The following is a 19,285-nucleotide window of genomic DNA, read 5'->3' as shown; positions in this document are numbered from 1 at the left end:
GTGGTATAAGGGATAAGAAGCATCGCCACGCCAGAAGTTCTCAAAGGATCTCTGGAGATCTTTAAGCTCCTCCTGAAGTGCCATGGAGTCAGCCTGCGCCAGCCAGGGGTAAACAAGCTTTAAGTACTTCAGGTCATTTGCACAGGCATTGTAGTTCATACTGCGGTGCTGAGTGCGCCATGCAAGGCTTCTCAGGTTCAGATAGTAGTTGTGGATGAACCTGCAGCAGTTAGCAGTAATCTGTGCTTTTGCTTTTTGTAAGTCATTGGGATATATGCGGTACTGATATCTGAGGTAGATATACTTATCCATAGAAGCTGCTCCAAAACTTGTCTTATGCTAGTATTATAGCACTTTTGCAGCTCTTTAGCAAACGTATGTTCCCGTATTACAAAATTTAAATATCAGTGCGATTCATCCCACAACCGACTTCATCGGAAGGGGTTTTTTCGCACGTTATTATAAACTCATAAGAATGGATCAGTCCCTGCGGATCAGAAAGCTCCTGAACCGGTAAGACAAACTTGTCATAAGTCCCAAACAGATCCGTGGCTATTCCCCTGCTCTTTACAGAATATCCTATTACAAGAGTAGGAACTCCTGTACTGTAGGCTGCAATAGTACTGTGCGTTCTCGCCCCAACGAAGAAACTACACTTTGATATATAGCCCTTTAGAACCTCTGCTGGTGCATCCCCTATAATAACCACGCGCCCGGTGTCCTTGAACTCGTCATAAAGCTCTGTGAGCGGCTTTCTGTCATCGTTGTTGCTCCAGACAACATGCGGAATAAAAGCGATGTTGTTATCGGTTTTATCCAGAATATATCTGATGAAGTTTCTGTAACTCTCTCTAACCAGTTCCGGATCTCCTGCTCTGTCCAGGACCATGGGACTTAAGTTGATTCCCACAGTCTTCCCCGGAATAAAGCCCTCTAAAGCAGGAGGCTCAGCAGTTTCCATCTCAAAGGCCGGATCCTTTCGCAGCTCAAGCTTATCAGCAGAAAGTCCTGCCTCAAGCAGCGCATTAAAGCTTATCGACTCCCTGGCATATATCCTGTCAAACCTTGTAAGATCCTTTAAAAGAGCTGCATTCTTAAGGGAATCGGGCTCAATAGAACATCCCCAAAGTATAGTCTCAAAGCCCTTTTTAATAAAATAGTCATGGGCCAGTATCAGATCAGGCACCATCTCGGGATAGCAGTAATTGTCTCCTCCGATGGAGATCGCCAGTGGCTTCTTGTTCGCATAAGCCCCGGTATCACTGTATCTGCTACACTCTTTCACATAGTCCCTATAGGCATCCTTAAACCTGTAGCGCATGAAGGACTGCTTATCGCCTGTTATCTTGCGCCATCCATAGTAAAAGACATGAGCTAGAAAATCTCTGTCTATGTGACGCTCCGTAGTAAGCACGCAAAGCCCCTGCTTCTCCAAATCGCCCAGAACATATTTCCTGTCCTCATCAGCGTTATTGGATATGATCACCGGTGCCGGTACCTTCTCCACATCGCACCCCTGCTCAAGCCTCAATCTTTGTATCAGCTTGATGGTGCTGTCTGCAATAGCCTCACACCCATGATTTCCGCTTCCGGCATGCATATATAGAATTATTGGTCTGCTTAAATCTATCATATTATCCTTTTCCTTTGTGCCTGCCATAGAGTTTCAGATACAGTTCAGGACTTAAACGAAACAGCGCAGTCTTGATCTTGTGCCCTAATGGGAGTGCTGCAAACACCCCTTGTGTCTTAAGCGCATGCTCTATCTGTCCCTTGGCCTCATCAACTGCAAGCCTTGCCAGGTCGTTATCTCTTTTATCATCATCAAGAACCGCCACCTTGCCAATCACAAGAAAAGCTGTCAGAATCTGACTTACAGAAAGCGAAACAAACGCATCCCTGCTCATCTCACCCTTATATGGCAGGAGCTTCTCCTCAGCCTCTCTCCAGGATATGATCTCGCCCAGATAGCTCTCCTTAAATTCCTGCTTCATAGCTCCGGCAGCATTCTCAGTGTAAATATAGTTACCGTCTTCTATGCATTTGATGGTATGTCTTTTCCCTTGAGAGATTGCAAAGTCCAAGAGGAACAAAAGATCCTCGCCAATTGCCAGGCCTTCCTTGAAGCGTACATGCCCTTCCTCAATGCTCTGTCTCTCAAAGAGCTTGCCCCAGACATGGGTGTTGCGATCAAGGACCGAGTTCTCGATGTACTGAAAGCCGCTGAGCTTGGTATTTCCGTTAAAAGACCTTGTCTCGTCCACAAGGCTCGTACCCTCATCCGCATACTTCATCAGAGTCTCAAGGTATCCTGCCTTGACCTCGTCGTCAGAGTCCACAAAAACCACAAACCTACCGCTTGCATGCTCAAGGCCTATGTTTCTGGCGTGTGACACCCCGTGGTTCCGCGTATGCATAACCTGCACCCGGCCATGTTCATCCTCTTTTGCAAGACGGTCGCATATTTCAGATGAGCCGTCAGTTGACCCATCATCCACCAGAATAACCTCGATCTCGCCCTCTTTTACAAACTTCTGATTTAAACAAGATAAGACACACCTATCCAGTGTGTCTTTAGCCTGATAGACAGGAATTATTATGCTGACCAATATCTCCCTGTTTTCTTCCATACTTCTCCCAAATAACTATTTAATAAGCAGTCCAGGTCTCCCTGTCAACGCCAATGATATACCAAAGGCCATAATGTTCTGCATAGCTTATATTAAGCCAGAAAAACTTATCCTCAGTAATATCCGAATCATAGGCCATTGAAAATCTGGTCTCCCATTCCGGACGCAGCATAGGTGCTTCTATAACCTTTTCTTCGCCCTTTGCCATTTCAGTAAGGTATGCATCTCTTTCGTCGAACTCTCTCTTAATTCTGGCAAGATTTGCACCTTCCTCAATGTATGTGAAGATCAAAAGAATTCCGAACACTGTTACAACTGACGTTGCAATGATCTGCACTAAATCTTCTTTGAAACCTTCATTTGCAACCCAACCAATACCCATAGCTATAGCGGTCATAAGGAACAGACCGGCACCATAATAGGTACGAAGCTGTGAATCCGGTACAGCAATAAGCGCATAACAGGTCGCCAGGAAAAGGAACCCAAACAGAGCCATCCCCGGTACTTTTTGCAGTAATGCACCCTTTCCTCCCCTGTAAAGAATAGCAATTGCAATAACGATAAATACCAGAACCAAAACCAGATAGTAGTTCTTTATATTCAGTGTGATCTTCAGAAATCTTGCCATAAGCGCCAAAAGACCGGTATGTGCTTCATCCGTGATCTCTGCTCTATTGAAGTTCCCCGGTGACATAATCAATAACATAAATCCGATAAGAGCACCGGCAAGTCCCGACGCCATCCAAGGCCTGACCTTAGAAAAGTTCTTGCTCTCTCTCCATCTTGCAAAGATCATGATAAGAACAAAGAGAATAACACCACCGGAAGTGTTTTCATTACACCACCCTGCAAAGAGGCCAAAGAAAAACATACCGATGACAGCCCCAATACTCTTTTTGTCCTCTGCAGCATATTTCCTGAACAGTGTGATAAAGCCGAGCATGATGCATCCGGTAAACATATAGTTACATGCTCCGGTCTCCCAGAACACGCTGTTTGCTATGGTAGGGTCAAACAACCAAAGCAGTACTGCTATAGCAGCATAAATCCTGATATCATATTTTTTCCTGTGATCAACATTTAAATAAATGAGCACAGATATCAGCACAAACACTACAGCAGCTACTATATCAAATAATATCTTATTATCCGTATATAAAAAGATTCTCAGAATTATATGTGCGATGCTCCTGCCGGTATGCGCCATGTAATGCTCGTATTCCTGTGCGAACAAGTCAAAAAAGCTGCCGGCCTGTGCCACCTTATCATAGTAGATCACATCATCAGACATATTAGGTGTCAGATACTGATAGATGAAAACCATTATGAAATTTGCAAAGACTGTCAGCTGAAACAGCCTCTTTCTAAGATTCTCTGACATCTGTTTCCCCTTTATTTTTAAAGTAATAACCCAGGTAAGCACCTGCGATCAGCAAAAAGAAATCACGTCCAATATATCTTGTTACAAAAGTAGCCTCAACTATAGTATACACGGACAGTGCAAATATGATTATCAATGCCCGGATATCCTGCTTTTTATAGCACACATAAATAACTGCCAGCAGAGCAATCACTAACAGCACCACCGGAATAATTCCATACCAGTAAAAGAGCCTTACCCACCCCATATCAAAGTAGGAGTCTGTGCCATGTGCTGAAAAAAGCTTCCAGCGAGAGAGCACTGCATCCCTGTTTGCAGCTTCATAATATATGGAACTCATTCTGTAATTAAAGCGGGTTTCAATCTTCCAGTAATCGCCCTCAAGATCCCAGAAATTATCCCCGCAATACATGGCTCCGGTCCAACCTGCTGCCAGAACTGCAGTTACAATACAGATCACCGGAGAAACGATCGTCTCCAGAATATAAAACACCTTAAACGCTGCCAACTTAGGAAACAGCCTGAATACTATTGCGAGCAGTATAGTTGCCGCCAATATCACCGCACTTGTCCTTGATTTGGTCAGGAAAGTTATTATGACAGAAGAAACAATCATAACCAGATATGGTAATATACCGGCTGTTTTTCCATATATCCATATCCACATCAATATAAGCACAAATACAGAGCTAAAAAGTGTATTGGGATGTCCGAATCCAAACACATATCTGGTTTCTTCGCCTTCGCCTCTGCCGTAATCAGCTACCTGTATCATCTCTCCCATAACTCCGGCACAAGCAAGTAGTGCTATCAGTGTAAATCCGACAACACACACATAAAATGTGTACTTCATTGCTTTTTTAAGATCAATATCTCTGGCTGCCATCAGGAATGTCACTACTCTGAGCATATCATTCTTACCGCACATGTAATAGCTCACAGCCGACACAGCCCAAATAGCTGCAATAAATATCCATTCCCTCTTATCATGCTTCATGAAGAGCACTGCAAGAAGAGTCAGAAGAAATGTCACCCTGAACACATAGCTCTCATAGGAAAAAGAGATCTCGCTCTTTTCCACGATCATGAGTACCAGCTCTATGGTCAGCGCAATATAAAACAGCGCATCCACTATTTTCTTTCTTTTTTCATCCGTAATGTGCATCATATACAACTATCCGTCACTTAGCTAACATCCTCTTAATCTTGCGCAAAGCCTTTCTGCAAAACCTTCCGACTGTCAGATCAAATTTGTGATAAAACTTTTTGAAAGGTGAAATATATGGCATCACCAGATAATCGTATTCTGAGAGATGTTTCAAAAGATATTCGGGATAACTCTCATCCACTTCTACTCTCGTGAACGTAGCATCTCTTCCAAAGATATCCTGCCCCAGCACCAGTCTGTCGACAGTCTCCAGGATCACCTCCCTCTCGGAGTACTCCTGATGGGCTGCTGCCATGACTTTTACGCCAATCCTCTTTAAAGGATCAGTAACATGTTCTCCGCCCATATATCCAAAATGCCAGCCGCCGTCAGAAACTCTCACAGCATTTGGATCCGTTACACGGCACAGATCCCTAAGTCTTACTATACCCTCTTTGGGAATGTTATTTATTGAAGTGATTTTGGTCCCCAGCCATTTCCTGTCACTTTCCGGAATATCAGGAAACTCTCCCGTAACGGACAAAAGCTTACCTGATGATTCTTCCATGTTTAAAAAAGCATAGAAGTTTCGCTGGGCAAGATGATAGACTTTAGTTTTATCAAACTCCTCAACGATCTTCTCAAGGACTTTGGGATTCGGTATCTCATCACAATCGCCGAAGATTATGACATCGTCCTCAGTTGCCCCTACTTCCTCAAGGCCTTTTATCAAATGATTTTTCTGAAAGTAATCCCTCTCATGAGTCTTGGCATTTTCAAGAGTGTCCGTTACCTTGATATATACTATCTTATCGAGATAATCTTTAAACTTTTCCCTGTTCTTTTCAAAGCAAAGCTCTTTCTCCTGCCCGGAAAAGGTTTCAACCGCCTCCTCAATGATAAATTTATCAACATAAGGAGACAGTACCCCAAGTCTTAGCCTTAAAATATCTATTTCGTTGAAAAATGGTATCAGATCATAAACCATATTTATCTGACCCTTCCCTTGATCCAGTTTTTTATGCCTGTCTTGACAGCTTCACCCAAAAGTGCCCTCGTGGGATTTGGTAATATCTCAAATTTTCTTACATACAATGATTCTTCAGGAGCCCAATCGGGAAGTTCATAGGAATAATACTTTTTATAAAACTCATCCTCCATGAGCTTACCGAGCTTATATTTCTTTTCGGAAAAAGACATCCCGGAATAAATAAGCTTTGTAACAGCAATGGTGCATGTCAGAGCTTTTCTGCGATTGATCTGATCTACCTGTTCTGTAAGGTGCCACTTTTCCACCATCTCATCAACTTTTCCCCAGGTGATCTTCTGATTATCCACATACACCTCGCTGTAAGTTGAAGAAAGGCTGGATGCATCTTCCCGATAATAATATAAAATCTCTCCGATATATACTGCCGCTGACGCCCTATCAAGATATTCAGCTGTCTGATACAGATCCTCTCCATAGTTGAGATACAGATCCGTGTTGCCCAGATACGCAATATCTCTTTTGATACACTTAGTCCACATCGCGTTTATGGAGTCATCCATGCACAGACTCTTTTTAAAAATATCAAGCTCACTGCCGCTGTATACTTTGCCGGCTTCAAAAACTCTCTTTGAAAGAGGCGTCGATGGTCTTCCCATCCCTGCAGCATCAAACAAGATAAACTCAGGCAGTTCACCGGCTTCTTCAAATTTTCTGATCTCACAAAAGAGTCTGGCCAAGGCCTTTTGATGAAGCCTGTCATCAGCATCCATGGCCAATATCCAGTCTCCCTTTGCAGCCTTTATGCCCACCTGACGGGCACTGTATAGACCGATCTTCCCTTTATGGATCACAGATACGTTCTCATACTTCTCAGCAAACTCATCGCAAATAGAAGGACTGCTATCCTTAGAGCCGTTCTCTATAAGAATCACCTCATAGGCATCCTCTTTTCCCATATTCTCTGCAAAAGACAGATCCTGTGAAATAGCCGAGTCAATACACTCATGCAGAAACTGCTCTCCATTACAGATTGGTATTACGATTGAAAAGATCATTGAATACCGTGCTCCTCTTTCCACTTTTTGCTTCTTCTCCAGAAAAGAAGCGGCCTGATAGCCATCTTAAGCCGCTTTTTGGGGCTGTAGAATTGTGGATAGTTCTCGTTCTCCCCCCACCACTTATGGAAAATGAAAGGTTCTATGCCTTTGTTCTCGGGAAGAGGGTGCTCTCTGCCAAAATAAAGCGCAAGCTCAAAGGGTGCCCACTTTAAGCCTTCTGCCTCCATAGCGTTTTTGGAATGGCAGCAGATGAAGATATCCTCATTGTAAAAGCCATCATCTACTAGCTCCCATTTAAGATTGTGCTTTGCAGGGAACTCCAAAAGGCGCTTACTTCGAATAGACACGCTGTTTCCTACCCTGCATATATTTCCCTTACTGTCTCTGTAGGCATAATCATTTTTAGGTAGTGGCCAGGGTGATCCTATGTAGTCATAATCAAGGAACTCATCTCTCCAAAGCTCCGGATGAATTACAAAGCCATCTGCATGAACCACCAGACAAAAATCGGTCTTTATGTGGTCCTTGAGCTCATATACCATCTTGTAGTTAAATTCATCAATGTTATCAAGCTTGCTTGTGTGACTGTATCTGATGCTCTTTGGCAAGAACCATGGCTTTTTATCAGTGATGAGCACAGCGTCGCCAAACTCGATATCACGCATGCTGTAGCACATGGCCCTTACAGTCTCATACATATTTACACTTGTCATAGCCACAAGGGTTACCCTTGGCAGCTTTAGTTTCTTTTCTTTGGACATATTTTCAACCTATACGTGGAATACTTTTATAAGTCCCGTACGTCTTTCAAGGCTCCTTATGATCTTCTTAAACATATAAGCACCATAGAGCCATCTAGCCCTGATTTCCTGACAGGTTTTCAAAAATCCCGAAGGCTTTTTGTTAAGCTTTCTGTAAGTTCCGGATTTTGCTTTATATTCCTCAAGCTCCTTCTTACACTCCTCCGGGGAAAAGACCTTTCCCTTTCTGTCCATGTAGTGGAAACAGCTGTAAATATTCTGTTCCGAAGCCCAGTAGCCGTCTGATACATTATGACGGGCCCAGTACTTGGGGGCGATGGCATACTGAAGTTCATCGCTGGTAAAAGCAGGAAATACAGCAAAGGATGAGTTTGAAAGAAGGAGATATCTCGCATTCTTGATGGTTACGTAATCCTTGCCAATATCATTTCTAATGGCCTTAACCTCAGGAAGAATCTTGTGTGCTGCAGATACATCATCTGTAACAGCAAGGAATTCCATATCAGGCCTGATCTTGCGCATGTTCTTAATACCATTCACCCAGTACTTACGATCAAGCCAAAGCTCCGGTGAATTTGAATAATCGCCGCACCTTAAATGAATGATGCATAAATTGTCCTTGGTATATTCGTGAGAATCATACTCAGGCTTAACCTTAAGCCAGTCCTTAAGCTGATCCTTGTACTTTTTAAAATAGCTCTCTGCCTGGAGGTTTCCATACATAAGAGTATTGTCTTCTACTTCAAAGAACTTTGGGTCAACACCGCTGACATAAGTACCATGTGTCATATCATGCTTTGAATTGCCAAGATAAAGCCTGTTGTCATGATCCTCAAATATCTTGTACTTTGGCTTATCTTCCTCCGGGATCTCTTTTCCCAGGTCCATGTCCATGAAATACATTCCGGTGTCTGAGTGCATATTGTTGGCAAGAGCCTTAGGGTTGCAAATCCCAAAGTCAACGCCCTTATCAAGAGCTGCTGCCCTTGCTGCAACATACCAGAACAGCTGGTTCCCCAGCCCAAAGCCATGTAAAAACTCGGTTCCTATCATCAGTGAATTACCGTTCTTCCCTCTAAACTTGTGGCAGTTATCTTCTCATCCTTAACCTCATAGATCACGTCGCACTTCTCGATGGTGTTAAGTCTGTGGGCAATGATGACCATGGTCTTTCTGCCCTGGAAGCTGTTGATGGCCTCCATAACTGCTGCCTCTGTCTCGTTATCAAGCGCACTTGTCGCCTCGTCAAATACCAGGATCTCAGGATCATGATAAAGAGCTCTTGCAATACCAATTCTCTGTCTCTGTCCGCCGGAGAGTCTTACGCCTCTGTCTCCAATCTTGGTGTCCAGTCCTTCAGGAAGGCCCTTTACGAAGTCAGCAAGCTGAGCCTCCTCCATAACTTCCCAGATCCTGTCATCATTTATCTGATCCTCATCGATACCAAAGGCTATGTTCTCTCTTATGGATTCATCCACAAGGTAGATAGACTGCGGAATATAGCCGATCTGTGCAAGCCAGGAATCGTAGTTACTAAAGATATTGCTTCCATCGCACAGGATCTCTCCGGACTGAACATGTAAAAGTCCAAGCAGGATATCCACGATGGTTGACTTACCTGCTCCTGAAGGTCCCATGATTCCGACAGACTGACCCTTCTTGATGGTCATGTTTGCCTTATCAAAGATCTTCACATCAGAATCCGGATAGGAGAAAGTGATGTCTTTTAGATCAATCTCTTTTTCTAAGTGAAGCTCAGGTCCTGCAATGGCAGCGCGCTCTGCTCTCATTGCCTTATCTGCCTTCATGGACTCGGTGAGATTCTCATATACAAAATCCAGACTGAACTGGTTGTAAGCGATAGTTGTGATATGGGTATTTATTCTGTTGGCTGATGGCATTATCCTCATGGCAGCCACACCAAAGGCTGTGAGCTGAGGAAGAAGTTCTGTCGCATCTCCGCCGCCCAGAATATAGATAAGGACATAGAGCATGACAACAGCCATAAACACTGTCTCTATCATGAGCCTCGGAACACTGTTAAGAACGGTATATGTTCTATCGATGTCTGCTCCGATCTTACCCTGCTCGTAGTAGTTGCGGATAAAGAAGTCCTGTCTGTTTAAGACCTTGACGTCCTTAAGACCATAGATGGCCTGAAGTCTCCACTTGGCAATCCTTGACTGAGTCTCCTGATTGCGTCTTCCGATTGTATTGAGCCTTGGCTTTAAGATCTTGGTGCTGATAAGTGTAAGTATCAAAAGCACAAAGATAATAAGCACCGTCATCTGCCAGTTTACAAATAAAAGAACAACACCAAGACACGTTGAAACCACCAGCTCGGTTGCAAGAGAAAGGAGTGAGAGCATCAGCGTAAAAGTCTTGGGAATATCTGAATCGGTAATTCGAAATACAGTCGGGATATCAGCTCCAAGGTAGTCCTCGTAGGGCCTGTTTAAGAACTCTCTCATGACCCTGCTTATCATGTCGTTCCTGGACCTGGAGATGAAGGTATTCTGTCTGTGGATAAGGAACAGAAGATATGAGTTCTTGATCACAAACAAAAGAATAAGAATTATCAGTAGTGCACTGGTGAGCTTTATATCCGTGTTCAGGCCCACGGCATTTAAAATGTCCTGAAGCCATGGAATCTTGGCAATATTCCTGTGCAGCGCATCAGGGGAAAGAATTATTGAAACAACAGGCAGGATCATGGATACGCCCAGTGTTTCAAAAACACCCCCAATGAGTATAAGGACAGCCAGAATAACAAGCTGTCCCTTTTGTTTTCTATCAAATATGTAGTTGAGTTTGGTAAAAAGACTTACCTTTTTTGAATCGTTCATTATATAGCAACCTTTGTCATTCGCTCAGTATAGATGTCATCCATCTTCTTGTTATTGATCCACTTGGATGGAGCGATGACTATCTTTTCCGGAGAATCATTGAGCCATGCTGACCACCAGCTAAAAGAGCTGTTGGCGATGATGTGATGCTTGCATCTGCTCATGAGCAGCATGTCCGCAACATCCGTAAACTCGCCCTCCTGAAGCTCTACAGTGATAAACTTGGGGCCCTTAAAGTGCTCCTTGCACCACTCCTTGTCATCGGTAAATATGAAGAATACAGCGTTGGGATGTTCTTCCCTTATCTTGCTGATCGCATTCTTGTAATACTTCTCGGAGCAGAGGTTGTGGATCTTGATGTGCTCTGCATCCATGTAGTCAGTCCTTCGAACATGGATACTTACTGACTCACAGCACTCGATCTGCTGAAGAGTTGACCAGCTGACAGAGTCATGCATGATCTCCTGTGGACGCTTTCCGAAGGCTTCCTGTATCTGTTCAATAACCTCTGGAGATGTGAAGTATTTCTCAGACTGCCAGTATCCTACAAGATAAGCATTCTCTGTCTCCAATATCTTGGGATCAAAGATGCCTTCCATCTCATCGATCCTGAAAGTCTTACGTCCTGTGAGCTTTCTTCTGATCCTGCTGAAGATATCCATCTTGGAATCGGTAAGGGCTATAACTTCATCTTTGGTTGCCCTGTCGTATTCGACGCCAAATCGGTCAAGTACCGGAACTCTTAACTTATCACCTATAAAGCCAGACTCGTCGTCGATCTTTACATCTCTTCCTCTATGCTTAAGTTCTTTGTATAAGGCGTACTGGAACATCTGGTTTCCAAGTCCGCCTTTCAGCTGAATGATTATCATAACTCCTCCACATAAAAATACGCATATCTCAAGCTATTATATCATGGATAATGAAGTGTCGCCATTACTCGGTTTCAAGCTCATAATAGATCTCATTTTCGATGTTGTATTTCACCTGTTCTTTGGCATCAATACAAAGGCTCTTCCACAGCTCATACGCTTTATCCCAGGAGCTGTACTTCTTATCTCCTCTGTGATCGGCAGTCAGTGCCACGCCTGTATTTACATAATTTTCCTGTAGATAATTTTCAAACCAATCTGTTATCTTCTCGCCGCCAACTATATTAACATGGGTGCCGTAATCCCTGATATCCTTCTCGAAATCAAGTCCCATCTCATCCACATAACTGTTCATATCAAGGAAATCATATCCCTTGCTGCTTATCAGTTCAGACATGTAATTGATCTTTTTCTGCTCATCTTCTGTAGCGGAGTAAGGTGTTACCACAAACAGTGCCTTCTGATCTTTTTCCTTGAGGTAATCAAGAAGGTCCAAAAGATATTCCTCCTGCTCAGAAGGAATAGGCTCTTTTACCGTAACAGGAACCTGTGCAGGCTCATCAGCCGGTCCGACATCGGTCTCGATCACATGGCCTTTAAGGTCATCCGGATAACTGTAGAAAAGTGTCCTGAACTGTGACCACAGAAAGAGTGTCTTCCAGTTGGAGTGATACTTGAAAATGTCGAAGTAGTAATTGATCCGGTCACTCTTATCATCCACCATGGCATTTATCGTCTTTTTTCTGTTTACGGAGTATTTCATGTTGTCGGTAACTTCTCTGGTATGGGCCATGTTCCCAAGAAGATCCTCGTCGTTTGCAGTCCACATCCTCATCTCAAAGATAACCAGATCAGGGCTCTGAGTCTTTAGAGCTTCCTCCAAAAGATACTTAGACGCCACAGGACGCTGCATGTTGGACGAGAGCGGATACATGGTTATGCCCATATCCCCGTAAATCTTTGGGGTTATAAAGCAGGGTGCAACAGGGCTGGAGCCAATGACAAGAGCATCGATGGTGTCATTCTTTTCGGCATTAAATCCGACGAACCTGTCCTTGACATCTCCGTTAGTCCTGAGGATATAAGTAAGATGCACCACCATCCACAAAACCAGCACTATGAAAATTACCGATCTCAAAATCTGTTTTCTGGTCATACCAAATCAAAAATCCTTATAAATAAATTCTGCTGCGCTGTAACCCGGGCCATATTCGGCCAGAAGGATAACATAGAACAGCAAACCTATGAAGATAACCCACCTAAGGACAATACCCTTGGAGGCTATAAGTTCTCTTATATTTGAAGGTCCATCCTGCCCTTCCATCCTGTACTGAAGAGTTGAAACCGTGATCAGAACAGCCAGAGAAACCAGCAGGATTCCCCACTCTATAAAATCAAGTCCAAGTCCCAGAACACTTCCGTTTACCAGCACCTGAGGATTAAAGACAGTAACACTCTCCTTGAGCATTCTAAGTGCATGCGGAACATTGTCTGACCTGAAGAACAGATCGCCTATGCACACCAGAAAGAACGTCCTTACCACCCTGAAGGCGTCAGCTGCCTTACTCTTAAGATTCATATGCATCTTCTCGGCAAAGAGCCAGGTGAAGAATGGCAGCGTTATCTCGCCGATGACGATATAAGCCCAGTGAAGAAGACCTGAACCGATGACATATTTCATCTCGCCTCCGTGCCACATACCAACAGAGAACCAGAGAATGAGCATGGCAACGTAGGTCGTATACTGCTTGCCTTTCTTTTTCCCAAGCTTACCCTTTAAGGTCTTGCCAAGGCTTGTGATCATCTTACTCCTAAGGAGCGGGTAAAAGACATTGTCCTTCATCCAGGTTCCAAGAGTAGCGTGCCATCTTCTCCAATACTCACTTATGTTCTTTGCAAAGAACGGAGTTTTAAAGTTCTCCGGAAGGACGATTCCAAAGGTCTCGGAAATACCTATAACGATGTCCATACATCCCGAGAAATTGGTGTAGAGCTGGAATGCAAAGCACACTGTACCAAGCCAGATATAAGCGCCCTGGTACTGGGTATCATTGTCATAAATTGTGTTTACAACCGTCGCAAGGCGCTCAGAAATAACAAGCTCTTTAAAAAATCCCCAGAGCATTCTCTGAATACCGAAAGTGATGTTTTTGTAGTCCAATGGGTGATGTTCAAAGAACTGATCCCCGGATTGTCTTGTCTGGAAGATAGGTCCGGAAATCATAACAGGAAAGTACATCCCGTAAAGTGCAGTCTTCAGAAAGCTCTTTTGCCCCTTACCGATACCATTGTAGACCTCGATAAAGTAGCCCAAAAGGATAAACGTGTAGAAGGATAGTCCCAAAGGAGTTGCAATGCTGCCACCGTGAATGAACCTGGTGTACTTAAGTCCTATGAGGACACCAAGGAGGCCAAGGAGCTCAGCCGCCAGCAAAAGGCGTCTCTTTACAATGTCTTCTTCCTTAAGTCTTCCAAGGAGCTGTAAGAGCCCCCATGTCAAAAGAGATGACAAAAGGGGGTAGAGAATAAGAACCCCGTTTCCGCTAAGAAGGTAGTATGTGATGCTCGCAAGAAGGAGCACCACCCACTGCCCTTTTCCCTTGAAGATCAGGGGCACCAGATAATATATGATTAAAACCAGTGCAAAGAAGCACAGAAAATAAAACGATGTTACACTCATCTAAACTCTTCCTCGATCCAGAGCTGGAACATGAGAATGTACCATATCTGAATACGGTAAATTCCCCGCTCTGTAAAGTCGGTCCATATCTTTTCGACAACATCGGCATCAAGAATTCCCTGCTGCCTGATCTTGTCTTTACTTAACAGTCCTTCCGCCCAGTCACGAAGCTCCGGTTCAAGGAGCCACTTGTCAATCGGAATAGAGAATCCTTTCTTTGGTCTCTCCATCATCTCTCTGGGCACATAACGGTATAATACATCTCTTAGGACCTTTTTGCCAACCTTATCGTCCCTGAGATAATTTATAGGAAGTGACCATGCAAATTCCACAACATCCCTGTCCAGCATCGGTACTCTTGTTTCCAGTGAAACAGCCATAGCAGTCCTGTCCACCTTGACCAGAATATCGTCAGGGTGGTACACAAGCATATCCATCAGCATTGTCTCATGATTGACTTCATTTAAGAAATCATTTGGAAGTTCGGTGTATTTATAGGGTAGGCTCCCCTTTGTCAGCGCTATCTTCTTAGTCAGAGGATCTGTCTCATGTTCCATCCTATGGATATCAGCAGGTCCCTTTGCTCCAAGAATTGTTCCTTTTATCCTGTATATTTCCTTGTTGGCCAAAGGACTGTGGAGAACAATGCTGCTAACAGGTTTTCTGATAAAATATGGGATATTTTTCATCTTTCCCCATATTCTTGATATGGATTCATAGGATGTATATCCGCAGAAAAGCTCATCCCCGCCATCTCCGGAAAGAGATACGGTAACTTTGTCTCTGGTCATACGGCTTACCAGATAAGTCGGAATCTGAGATGAATCCGCAAAAGGTTCGCCAAACATGAAAGAAAGCTTTGGAATAACTTCCTTCATGTCTTTTTCTGTGATGTATAACTCTGTATGCTCGGTACCTAAATGCTTTGCAATTTCTTTTGCATAAACAGCCTCATTGAACGCAGGGTCATCCATGCCGATCGTAAAGGTTTTAACCTTCCCGGCATCAAGAGACTGCATCAAAGATACCACTGTTGCGCTGTCAATTCCGGCAGAAAGAAAAGCGCCAACAGGAACATCTGCTACCATCTGCCCCTTTATTGATTCTTTTAGGAGTCTTTCAAGTTCGTCTGCCGCTTCATTCTCAGTTCCTCTGAACGGGTTCTTCTGACCGCGCAGAGCAACATCCTTCATGGACCAGTAAGCCTGTGTCTCAGTTCTTAAAGTATTAACGTCAACAGTAAGGTAAGTTCCTGCCTCCAACTTATAAATGTTTTTATAAATTGAATATGGAGCCGGAATATAGCCTTCAGTGAAGTATATATCCAGCACATCAGTATTGATTCCGTTATCAAATCCCTCTATCACTCTAAGGCAACCAATATCCGACGCAAAAGCGAAGGCATCACCCACCATTCCATAGTACAGAGGTTTCTCTCCTACCCTGTCACGGGCAAATGTCACTGTCTGCAACTCTTTGTCGTAAACAGCAAATGCGAACATTCCCTTACACATTGAAAGAGTTTCAGATACTCCAAAATGCTCAATGGCCTCAAGTAATACTTCTGTATCAGAAGTTCCGCGAAATAAAGCACTATCGAGTTTCTTTCTTATCTCGCCGGCATTGTAGATCTCACCATTGTAGATAATGACCATTCTTCCACTGCGGGAAGTCATGGGCTGAGCGCCATTCTCGGAAAGGTCCACAATAGAAAGACGTCTGTGACCGAAGGCTACTTTTGCATCTTCGCTCACATAAACTCCGCCGCTATCCGGACCTCTATGCAGCATACGCTCATTCATTTTCAGTATATTGTTGCGGGTATCTCCCTTATATCCTATGAGACCGGCAATTCCACACATAAAACCCCTTTCAGGAAACGATGTTTATAACATGGTTCTTTTCTTCGTAACCACTTCCTATATCAAGTTTAAAAACTGCGTTTCCTTCCTCATCTTCAGAGATCTTATCAAATCCCTGAAGGAGATAAAAATCTTTTACCATCTTATTTTTGGCTGTTGGATAATAATATCCGTATATTGACTTAATTCCGCGATCCAGAGCTCTTTTTACCAGCTCGTCCATCATTGCAAATTCCATATCGCGCTTTAAGACTCTGCAGCTCATAAGCCACAGCACTATATGGAGCTCATCACTGTGATCCCCGCGGATGTTTCCTATTGCCAGAGATACGATTCCGTTATCTCCAAACTTATCCTTGAGTCTTCCATAGAGAGTTATGCTGCCGGTATCTGCTGCCGTCTCCTCTATATCTTCCTGGGTATATCTCTTAGTGGTCAGGTTAAACTGATTGCTCTTATTGGTGAGCTGGACGATCCTTGGCATATACAGCTTCTCAAAAGGTTTGATCTCCGCTTCCATCTCAAGAGATTTAAGGTATTCCGAATAATCAGCAAAGCTCTCCTCGAGCTCGAGTCTTTGTTTATTGGCCATATACATCTCGTTTCTCTTTTTATCATCTTCAGAGATTACAGTGGCCTCAAAAAATCCTGAACGGTCGATGTTTATTATATAATTCTCCGGGCTGTCCATTATAGGAGCACAGACTCCGGGAATCTGGGCAGTTACAATCTCCCTCTCTGCAGGATTGTCATCCACAAATACCAGCGACTCCGGAAGAAGTGTAAGATTCTTGGCAATGGTTTTAAAATTCTCATTCTTTGGTTCCCAGTTAGCCATAACCGAAACAAAGTCATCGGGCTTTAGTATTCCTTCAGGGTGATTAAGTCCTGCAAGAGCATTTTCTTTTTCATTCTTGGAATCTACTGCCAGAACAACTCCGATATCTTTTTGTAACTTAATATAATTCTGAAATTCAATATATGCCTGTCCCAGGTTGGTCTCATGTCCTATCTCGATGCCATCAACACCGTCATCGCCGATAACACCGCCCCAGAGAGTATTATCAAGGTCAAGTACCAGGCCCTTCTTATTTTTTCCGTAGATTGACTTTATTATATTTGCAACACTAAAGCTAAGGTACGGAATAGCAGGGATGCAAAGGGCATACTTGTACATATACCACGCCTGAGGCTCAGACCACTTATCAAGCCCGTAGCTGGCTGCAAGGTAATTGATATCATTTATAAAAAAGCTTCCCCCATCCTCTTCAGTTTTCCTGGCAAACTCATAGAACTTCTCATTGAGTCTGTTTATAAATGACAGCCTTCCGTGGATATCAACGGCATCTTTGTTACCAAGAAGTCTGAAAAAAGGCGCCTCGAAGTTATTTTGGATGATCGGGCAGTGATAAGTTTCTATCAGCTTTTTCCACATGGTCTCGAAGTGATCGTATTCCTTGGAAAGAATGGCATCTACCGTATCCTTGTCATCACCCATCACCGGGTAGCTCATTATGTTCCTGTTGCTGGTATGAATGAAAATAATGTCCGGCGCAAAATTCGCAAGCTTCTCATCGGGAAACATTGCATCCTGCCAGTACTGCCCATACTCTGACTCATAAAACTCCGGCTCTATTCCGTAGTTAAGAAGAAAGAGCTCTAAGACCTTTATGATATCATGAGTCGTAGATCCACCAAGTACCGCGATCTTCTTGTGGATTCTTTCTGACCCATCGGATAAAAGAGCTTTTTTAAGCCCCTTTGCCTTTTTCATTATGTAGCTGCTGTCAAACGGATATTCTAATTCTTTCATATGTCCGGTCCAATCTTAGTTAATATTATTTCATTTTTCTGTCGAGATAGTCCTTCCAGCTCTGATTTACAACATCGGGAGCTATCTTTCTCTGTATCTTAGACGCTGCTATACCCAGGTTCTCCGCAAGGACCTTGTTGTCCAAAAGCTTTCTCATAGCCTTTGCCATTTCCTTTGCATCATCAACCGGTACAAGCAGTCCGTTGACTCCATCCGTTATAAGGTCCGCCGGACCACCACATGGACAATCCGTCGAAATGCAAGCCATTCCAAGACTCATGGCTTCGATCAAAGAGTTTGGCATACCTTCCTGGTTAGATGCCAGAACATACATATATGCTTTCTCTATATGCTCGGCCACATGCTTAACCACACCGGCGAACTTCACTCTTGAAGCTATTCCAAGATTCTCTGCCTTTCTCTGGAGCTTTAGTCTGTCGGGACCATCTCCGTAAATTTCCAGAATATAGTCCTCATAATCGCCTGCTGTAGCTTCCTTGAAGGCTTCCATTACCATGGCCTGGTTCTTGTTGCTATCAAGTCTTCCCACCATGACTATTCTTTTTTCTCTATCCCCTACGTTTCTCTTTCGAATAAATGAGGGATTAACAGAGTTGGGAAGTATAGTGCACTTACCTCTCAAAAAAACAGGGAACCAATTCATAGCTGCCGTGGTCTGTACCACTATTCCCTCTGCCTTTCCAAAGGTCGACAGCATGCCGGCTTTTAAGGCCAGAGTATCATATTCCATATTGGGATCGGCTCTTACGGATACAACCACCTTGTAGCCCTCTTTAGTTGCAGTTGAAAGAGCCATGATATTATTCTTACCGATAAAGCTGAGGATAAGGTCGGGATTTATCTCTTTCCATATCTCCTCAAGCTTTTTGTGACGCATTTTCAGGTTATATGCTCTGCCCTTTTGCTCACTTTTTAAAAGAGCCGAAAAGACTCTGTCAATTCCGCCCTTTTCACCACCATGAGGATCAACCCACACAGGATTCTCATCAGGGTCAGCTACCAGTTCTGCCTCGTCGGCACCTGCCGGTACACACTTCCAGGCAGCGTGCTTTACCTCATACTCATCGGCAGCAAGATAGGTAGTTACCAAAGTCACCTTGTAGCCCTGCTCAAAAAAGTAGTCCGCAAGATTTGTCATTACTCTCTCTGCGCCGCCCTTTTGCAGGGATCCTATATACATGGCTATATGCTTTTTATTGTTGTTCTCTTTTTCTGACACGTCT

16 protein-coding genes are annotated in these 19,285 nt (G+C 43.7%); all 16 read right to left on the bottom strand.

Annotation, left to right across the window (positions count from 1 at the left end; all coding sequences use genetic code 11):
• Positions 1-312: helix-turn-helix domain-containing protein (locus G632_RS0106130; RefSeq protein ID WP_026512420.1), on the bottom strand; the 312-nt coding region annotated here is incomplete at its 3' end.
• Positions 313-397: 85 nt separating this feature from the next.
• Positions 398-1,633, bottom strand: a complete 1,236-nt coding sequence (locus G632_RS18995) for a polysaccharide pyruvyl transferase family protein (protein WP_051154873.1) — start codon at positions 1,631-1,633, stop codon at positions 398-400.
• Position 1,634: 1 nt separating this feature from the next.
• Entirely contained in the window at positions 1,635-2,630 is a 996-nt protein-coding gene (locus tag G632_RS20985) for a glycosyltransferase family 2 protein (protein WP_022768147.1), read from the bottom strand.
• A 19-nt stretch (positions 2,631-2,649) separates the two neighbouring features.
• A complete protein-coding gene (locus tag G632_RS0106115) occupies positions 2,650-4,011 on the bottom strand; it encodes a DUF3329 domain-containing protein (protein ID WP_022768146.1) in 1,362 nt (453 codons plus the stop codon).
• On the bottom strand, positions 3,995-5,179 hold the full coding sequence (locus G632_RS0106110) for a hypothetical protein (protein ID WP_022768145.1): 1,185 nt from the start codon (positions 5,177-5,179) through the stop codon (positions 3,995-3,997). The genes G632_RS0106115 and G632_RS0106110 overlap by 17 nt, the downstream gene beginning before the upstream one ends.
• A 13-nt stretch (positions 5,180-5,192) precedes the next feature.
• Positions 5,193-6,146 carry a hypothetical protein gene (locus G632_RS0106105; RefSeq protein WP_022768144.1) on the bottom strand — a complete coding sequence of 318 codons (954 nt, stop codon included), beginning with the start codon at positions 6,144-6,146 and terminating at the stop codon, positions 5,193-5,195.
• A gap of 2 nt (positions 6,147-6,148) precedes the next feature.
• A complete protein-coding gene (locus G632_RS0106100; RefSeq protein WP_022768143.1) occupies positions 6,149-7,204 on the bottom strand; it encodes a glycosyltransferase family 2 protein in 1,056 nt (351 codons plus the stop codon).
• Entirely contained in the window at positions 7,201-7,968 is a 768-nt protein-coding gene (locus G632_RS18985; protein WP_022768142.1) for a DUF5672 family protein, read from the bottom strand. The genes G632_RS0106100 and G632_RS18985 overlap by 4 nt, the downstream gene beginning before the upstream one ends.
• Before the next feature lie 9 nt (positions 7,969-7,977).
• Complete coding sequence (locus tag G632_RS0106090) at positions 7,978-9,021, bottom strand: glycosyl transferase (protein ID WP_022768141.1); 1,044 nt, start codon at positions 9,019-9,021, stop codon at positions 7,978-7,980.
• The gene (locus tag G632_RS0106085) at positions 9,021-10,814 is read right to left on the bottom strand and encodes an ABC transporter ATP-binding protein (protein ID WP_022768140.1); all 1,794 of its coding nucleotides are present in this window, start codon (positions 10,812-10,814) and stop codon (positions 9,021-9,023) included. The genes G632_RS0106090 and G632_RS0106085 overlap by 1 nt, the downstream gene beginning before the upstream one ends.
• Positions 10,814-11,686 (bottom strand): alpha-1,2-fucosyltransferase, encoded by an 873-nt coding sequence (locus G632_RS22415; RefSeq protein WP_022768139.1) that lies wholly within the window; start codon positions 11,684-11,686, stop codon positions 10,814-10,816. The genes G632_RS0106085 and G632_RS22415 overlap by 1 nt, the downstream gene beginning before the upstream one ends.
• A gap of 64 nt (positions 11,687-11,750) precedes the next feature.
• A complete protein-coding gene (locus G632_RS0106075; protein ID WP_026512419.1) occupies positions 11,751-12,842 on the bottom strand; it encodes a hypothetical protein in 1,092 nt (363 codons plus the stop codon).
• 6 nt (positions 12,843-12,848) lie between these two features.
• Positions 12,849-14,366 carry an MBOAT family O-acyltransferase gene (locus G632_RS0106070; RefSeq protein ID WP_022768137.1) on the bottom strand — a complete coding sequence of 506 codons (1,518 nt, stop codon included), beginning with the start codon at positions 14,364-14,366 and terminating at the stop codon, positions 12,849-12,851.
• Positions 14,363-16,228 carry an asparagine synthase (glutamine-hydrolyzing) gene (gene asnB / locus G632_RS0106065; RefSeq protein ID WP_022768136.1) on the bottom strand — a complete coding sequence of 622 codons (1,866 nt, stop codon included), beginning with the start codon at positions 16,226-16,228 and terminating at the stop codon, positions 14,363-14,365. The genes G632_RS0106070 and asnB overlap by 4 nt, the downstream gene beginning before the upstream one ends.
• A gap of 10 nt (positions 16,229-16,238) precedes the next feature.
• On the bottom strand, positions 16,239-18,041 hold the full coding sequence (locus G632_RS0106060) for an HAD-IIIC family phosphatase (RefSeq protein ID WP_022768135.1): 1,803 nt from the start codon (positions 18,039-18,041) through the stop codon (positions 16,239-16,241).
• Positions 18,042-18,066: 25 nt separating this feature from the next.
• Entirely contained in the window at positions 18,067-19,281 is a 1,215-nt protein-coding gene (locus G632_RS0106055) for a glycosyltransferase (protein ID WP_022768134.1), read from the bottom strand.
• Between the last annotated feature and the right edge of the window lie 4 nt (positions 19,282-19,285).

The sequence above is a fragment of the Butyrivibrio sp. NC2007 genome, assembly GCF_000421405.1.
Taxonomy (GTDB): Bacteria; Bacillota; Clostridia; order Lachnospirales; family Lachnospiraceae; genus Butyrivibrio.
The sequence above is the reverse complement of the archived record's forward strand: the minus strand, read 5'-3'. Positions and strand labels throughout refer to the sequence as shown.

Coding starts and splice junctions, on each gene's coding strand:
- G632_RS0106105 (WP_022768144.1), bottom strand. CDS start 6,146: ATGGTTTATGATCTGATACCATTTTTCAACGAAATAGATATTTTAAGG.
- G632_RS0106075 (WP_026512419.1), bottom strand. CDS start 12,842: ATGACCAGAAAACAGATTTTGAGATCGGTAATTTTCATAGTGCTGGTT.
- G632_RS0106060 (WP_022768135.1), bottom strand. CDS start 18,041: ATGAAAGAATTAGAATATCCGTTTGACAGCAGCTACATAATGAAAAAG.
- G632_RS0106100 (WP_022768143.1), bottom strand. CDS start 7,204: ATGATCTTTTCAATCGTAATACCAATCTGTAATGGAGAGCAGTTTCTG.
- asnB (WP_022768136.1), bottom strand. CDS start 16,228: ATGTGTGGAATTGCCGGTCTCATAGGATATAAGGGAGATACCCGCAAC.
- G632_RS18995 (WP_051154873.1), bottom strand. CDS start 1,633: ATGATAGATTTAAGCAGACCAATAATTCTATATATGCATGCCGGAAGC.
- G632_RS18985 (WP_022768142.1), bottom strand. CDS start 7,968: ATGTCCAAAGAAAAGAAACTAAAGCTGCCAAGGGTAACCCTTGTGGCT.
- G632_RS0106070 (WP_022768137.1), bottom strand. CDS start 14,366: ATGAGTGTAACATCGTTTTATTTTCTGTGCTTCTTTGCACTGGTTTTA.
- G632_RS0106110 (WP_022768145.1), bottom strand. CDS start 5,179: ATGATGCACATTACGGATGAAAAAAGAAAGAAAATAGTGGATGCGCTG.
- G632_RS0106090 (WP_022768141.1), bottom strand. CDS start 9,021: ATGATAGGAACCGAGTTTTTACATGGCTTTGGGCTGGGGAACCAGCTG.
- G632_RS0106115 (WP_022768146.1), bottom strand. CDS start 4,011: ATGTCAGAGAATCTTAGAAAGAGGCTGTTTCAGCTGACAGTCTTTGCA.
- G632_RS22415 (WP_022768139.1), bottom strand. CDS start 11,686: ATGATAATCATTCAGCTGAAAGGCGGACTTGGAAACCAGATGTTCCAG.
- G632_RS20985 (WP_022768147.1), bottom strand. CDS start 2,630: ATGGAAGAAAACAGGGAGATATTGGTCAGCATAATAATTCCTGTCTAT.
- G632_RS0106085 (WP_022768140.1), bottom strand. CDS start 10,814: ATGAACGATTCAAAAAAGGTAAGTCTTTTTACCAAACTCAACTACATA.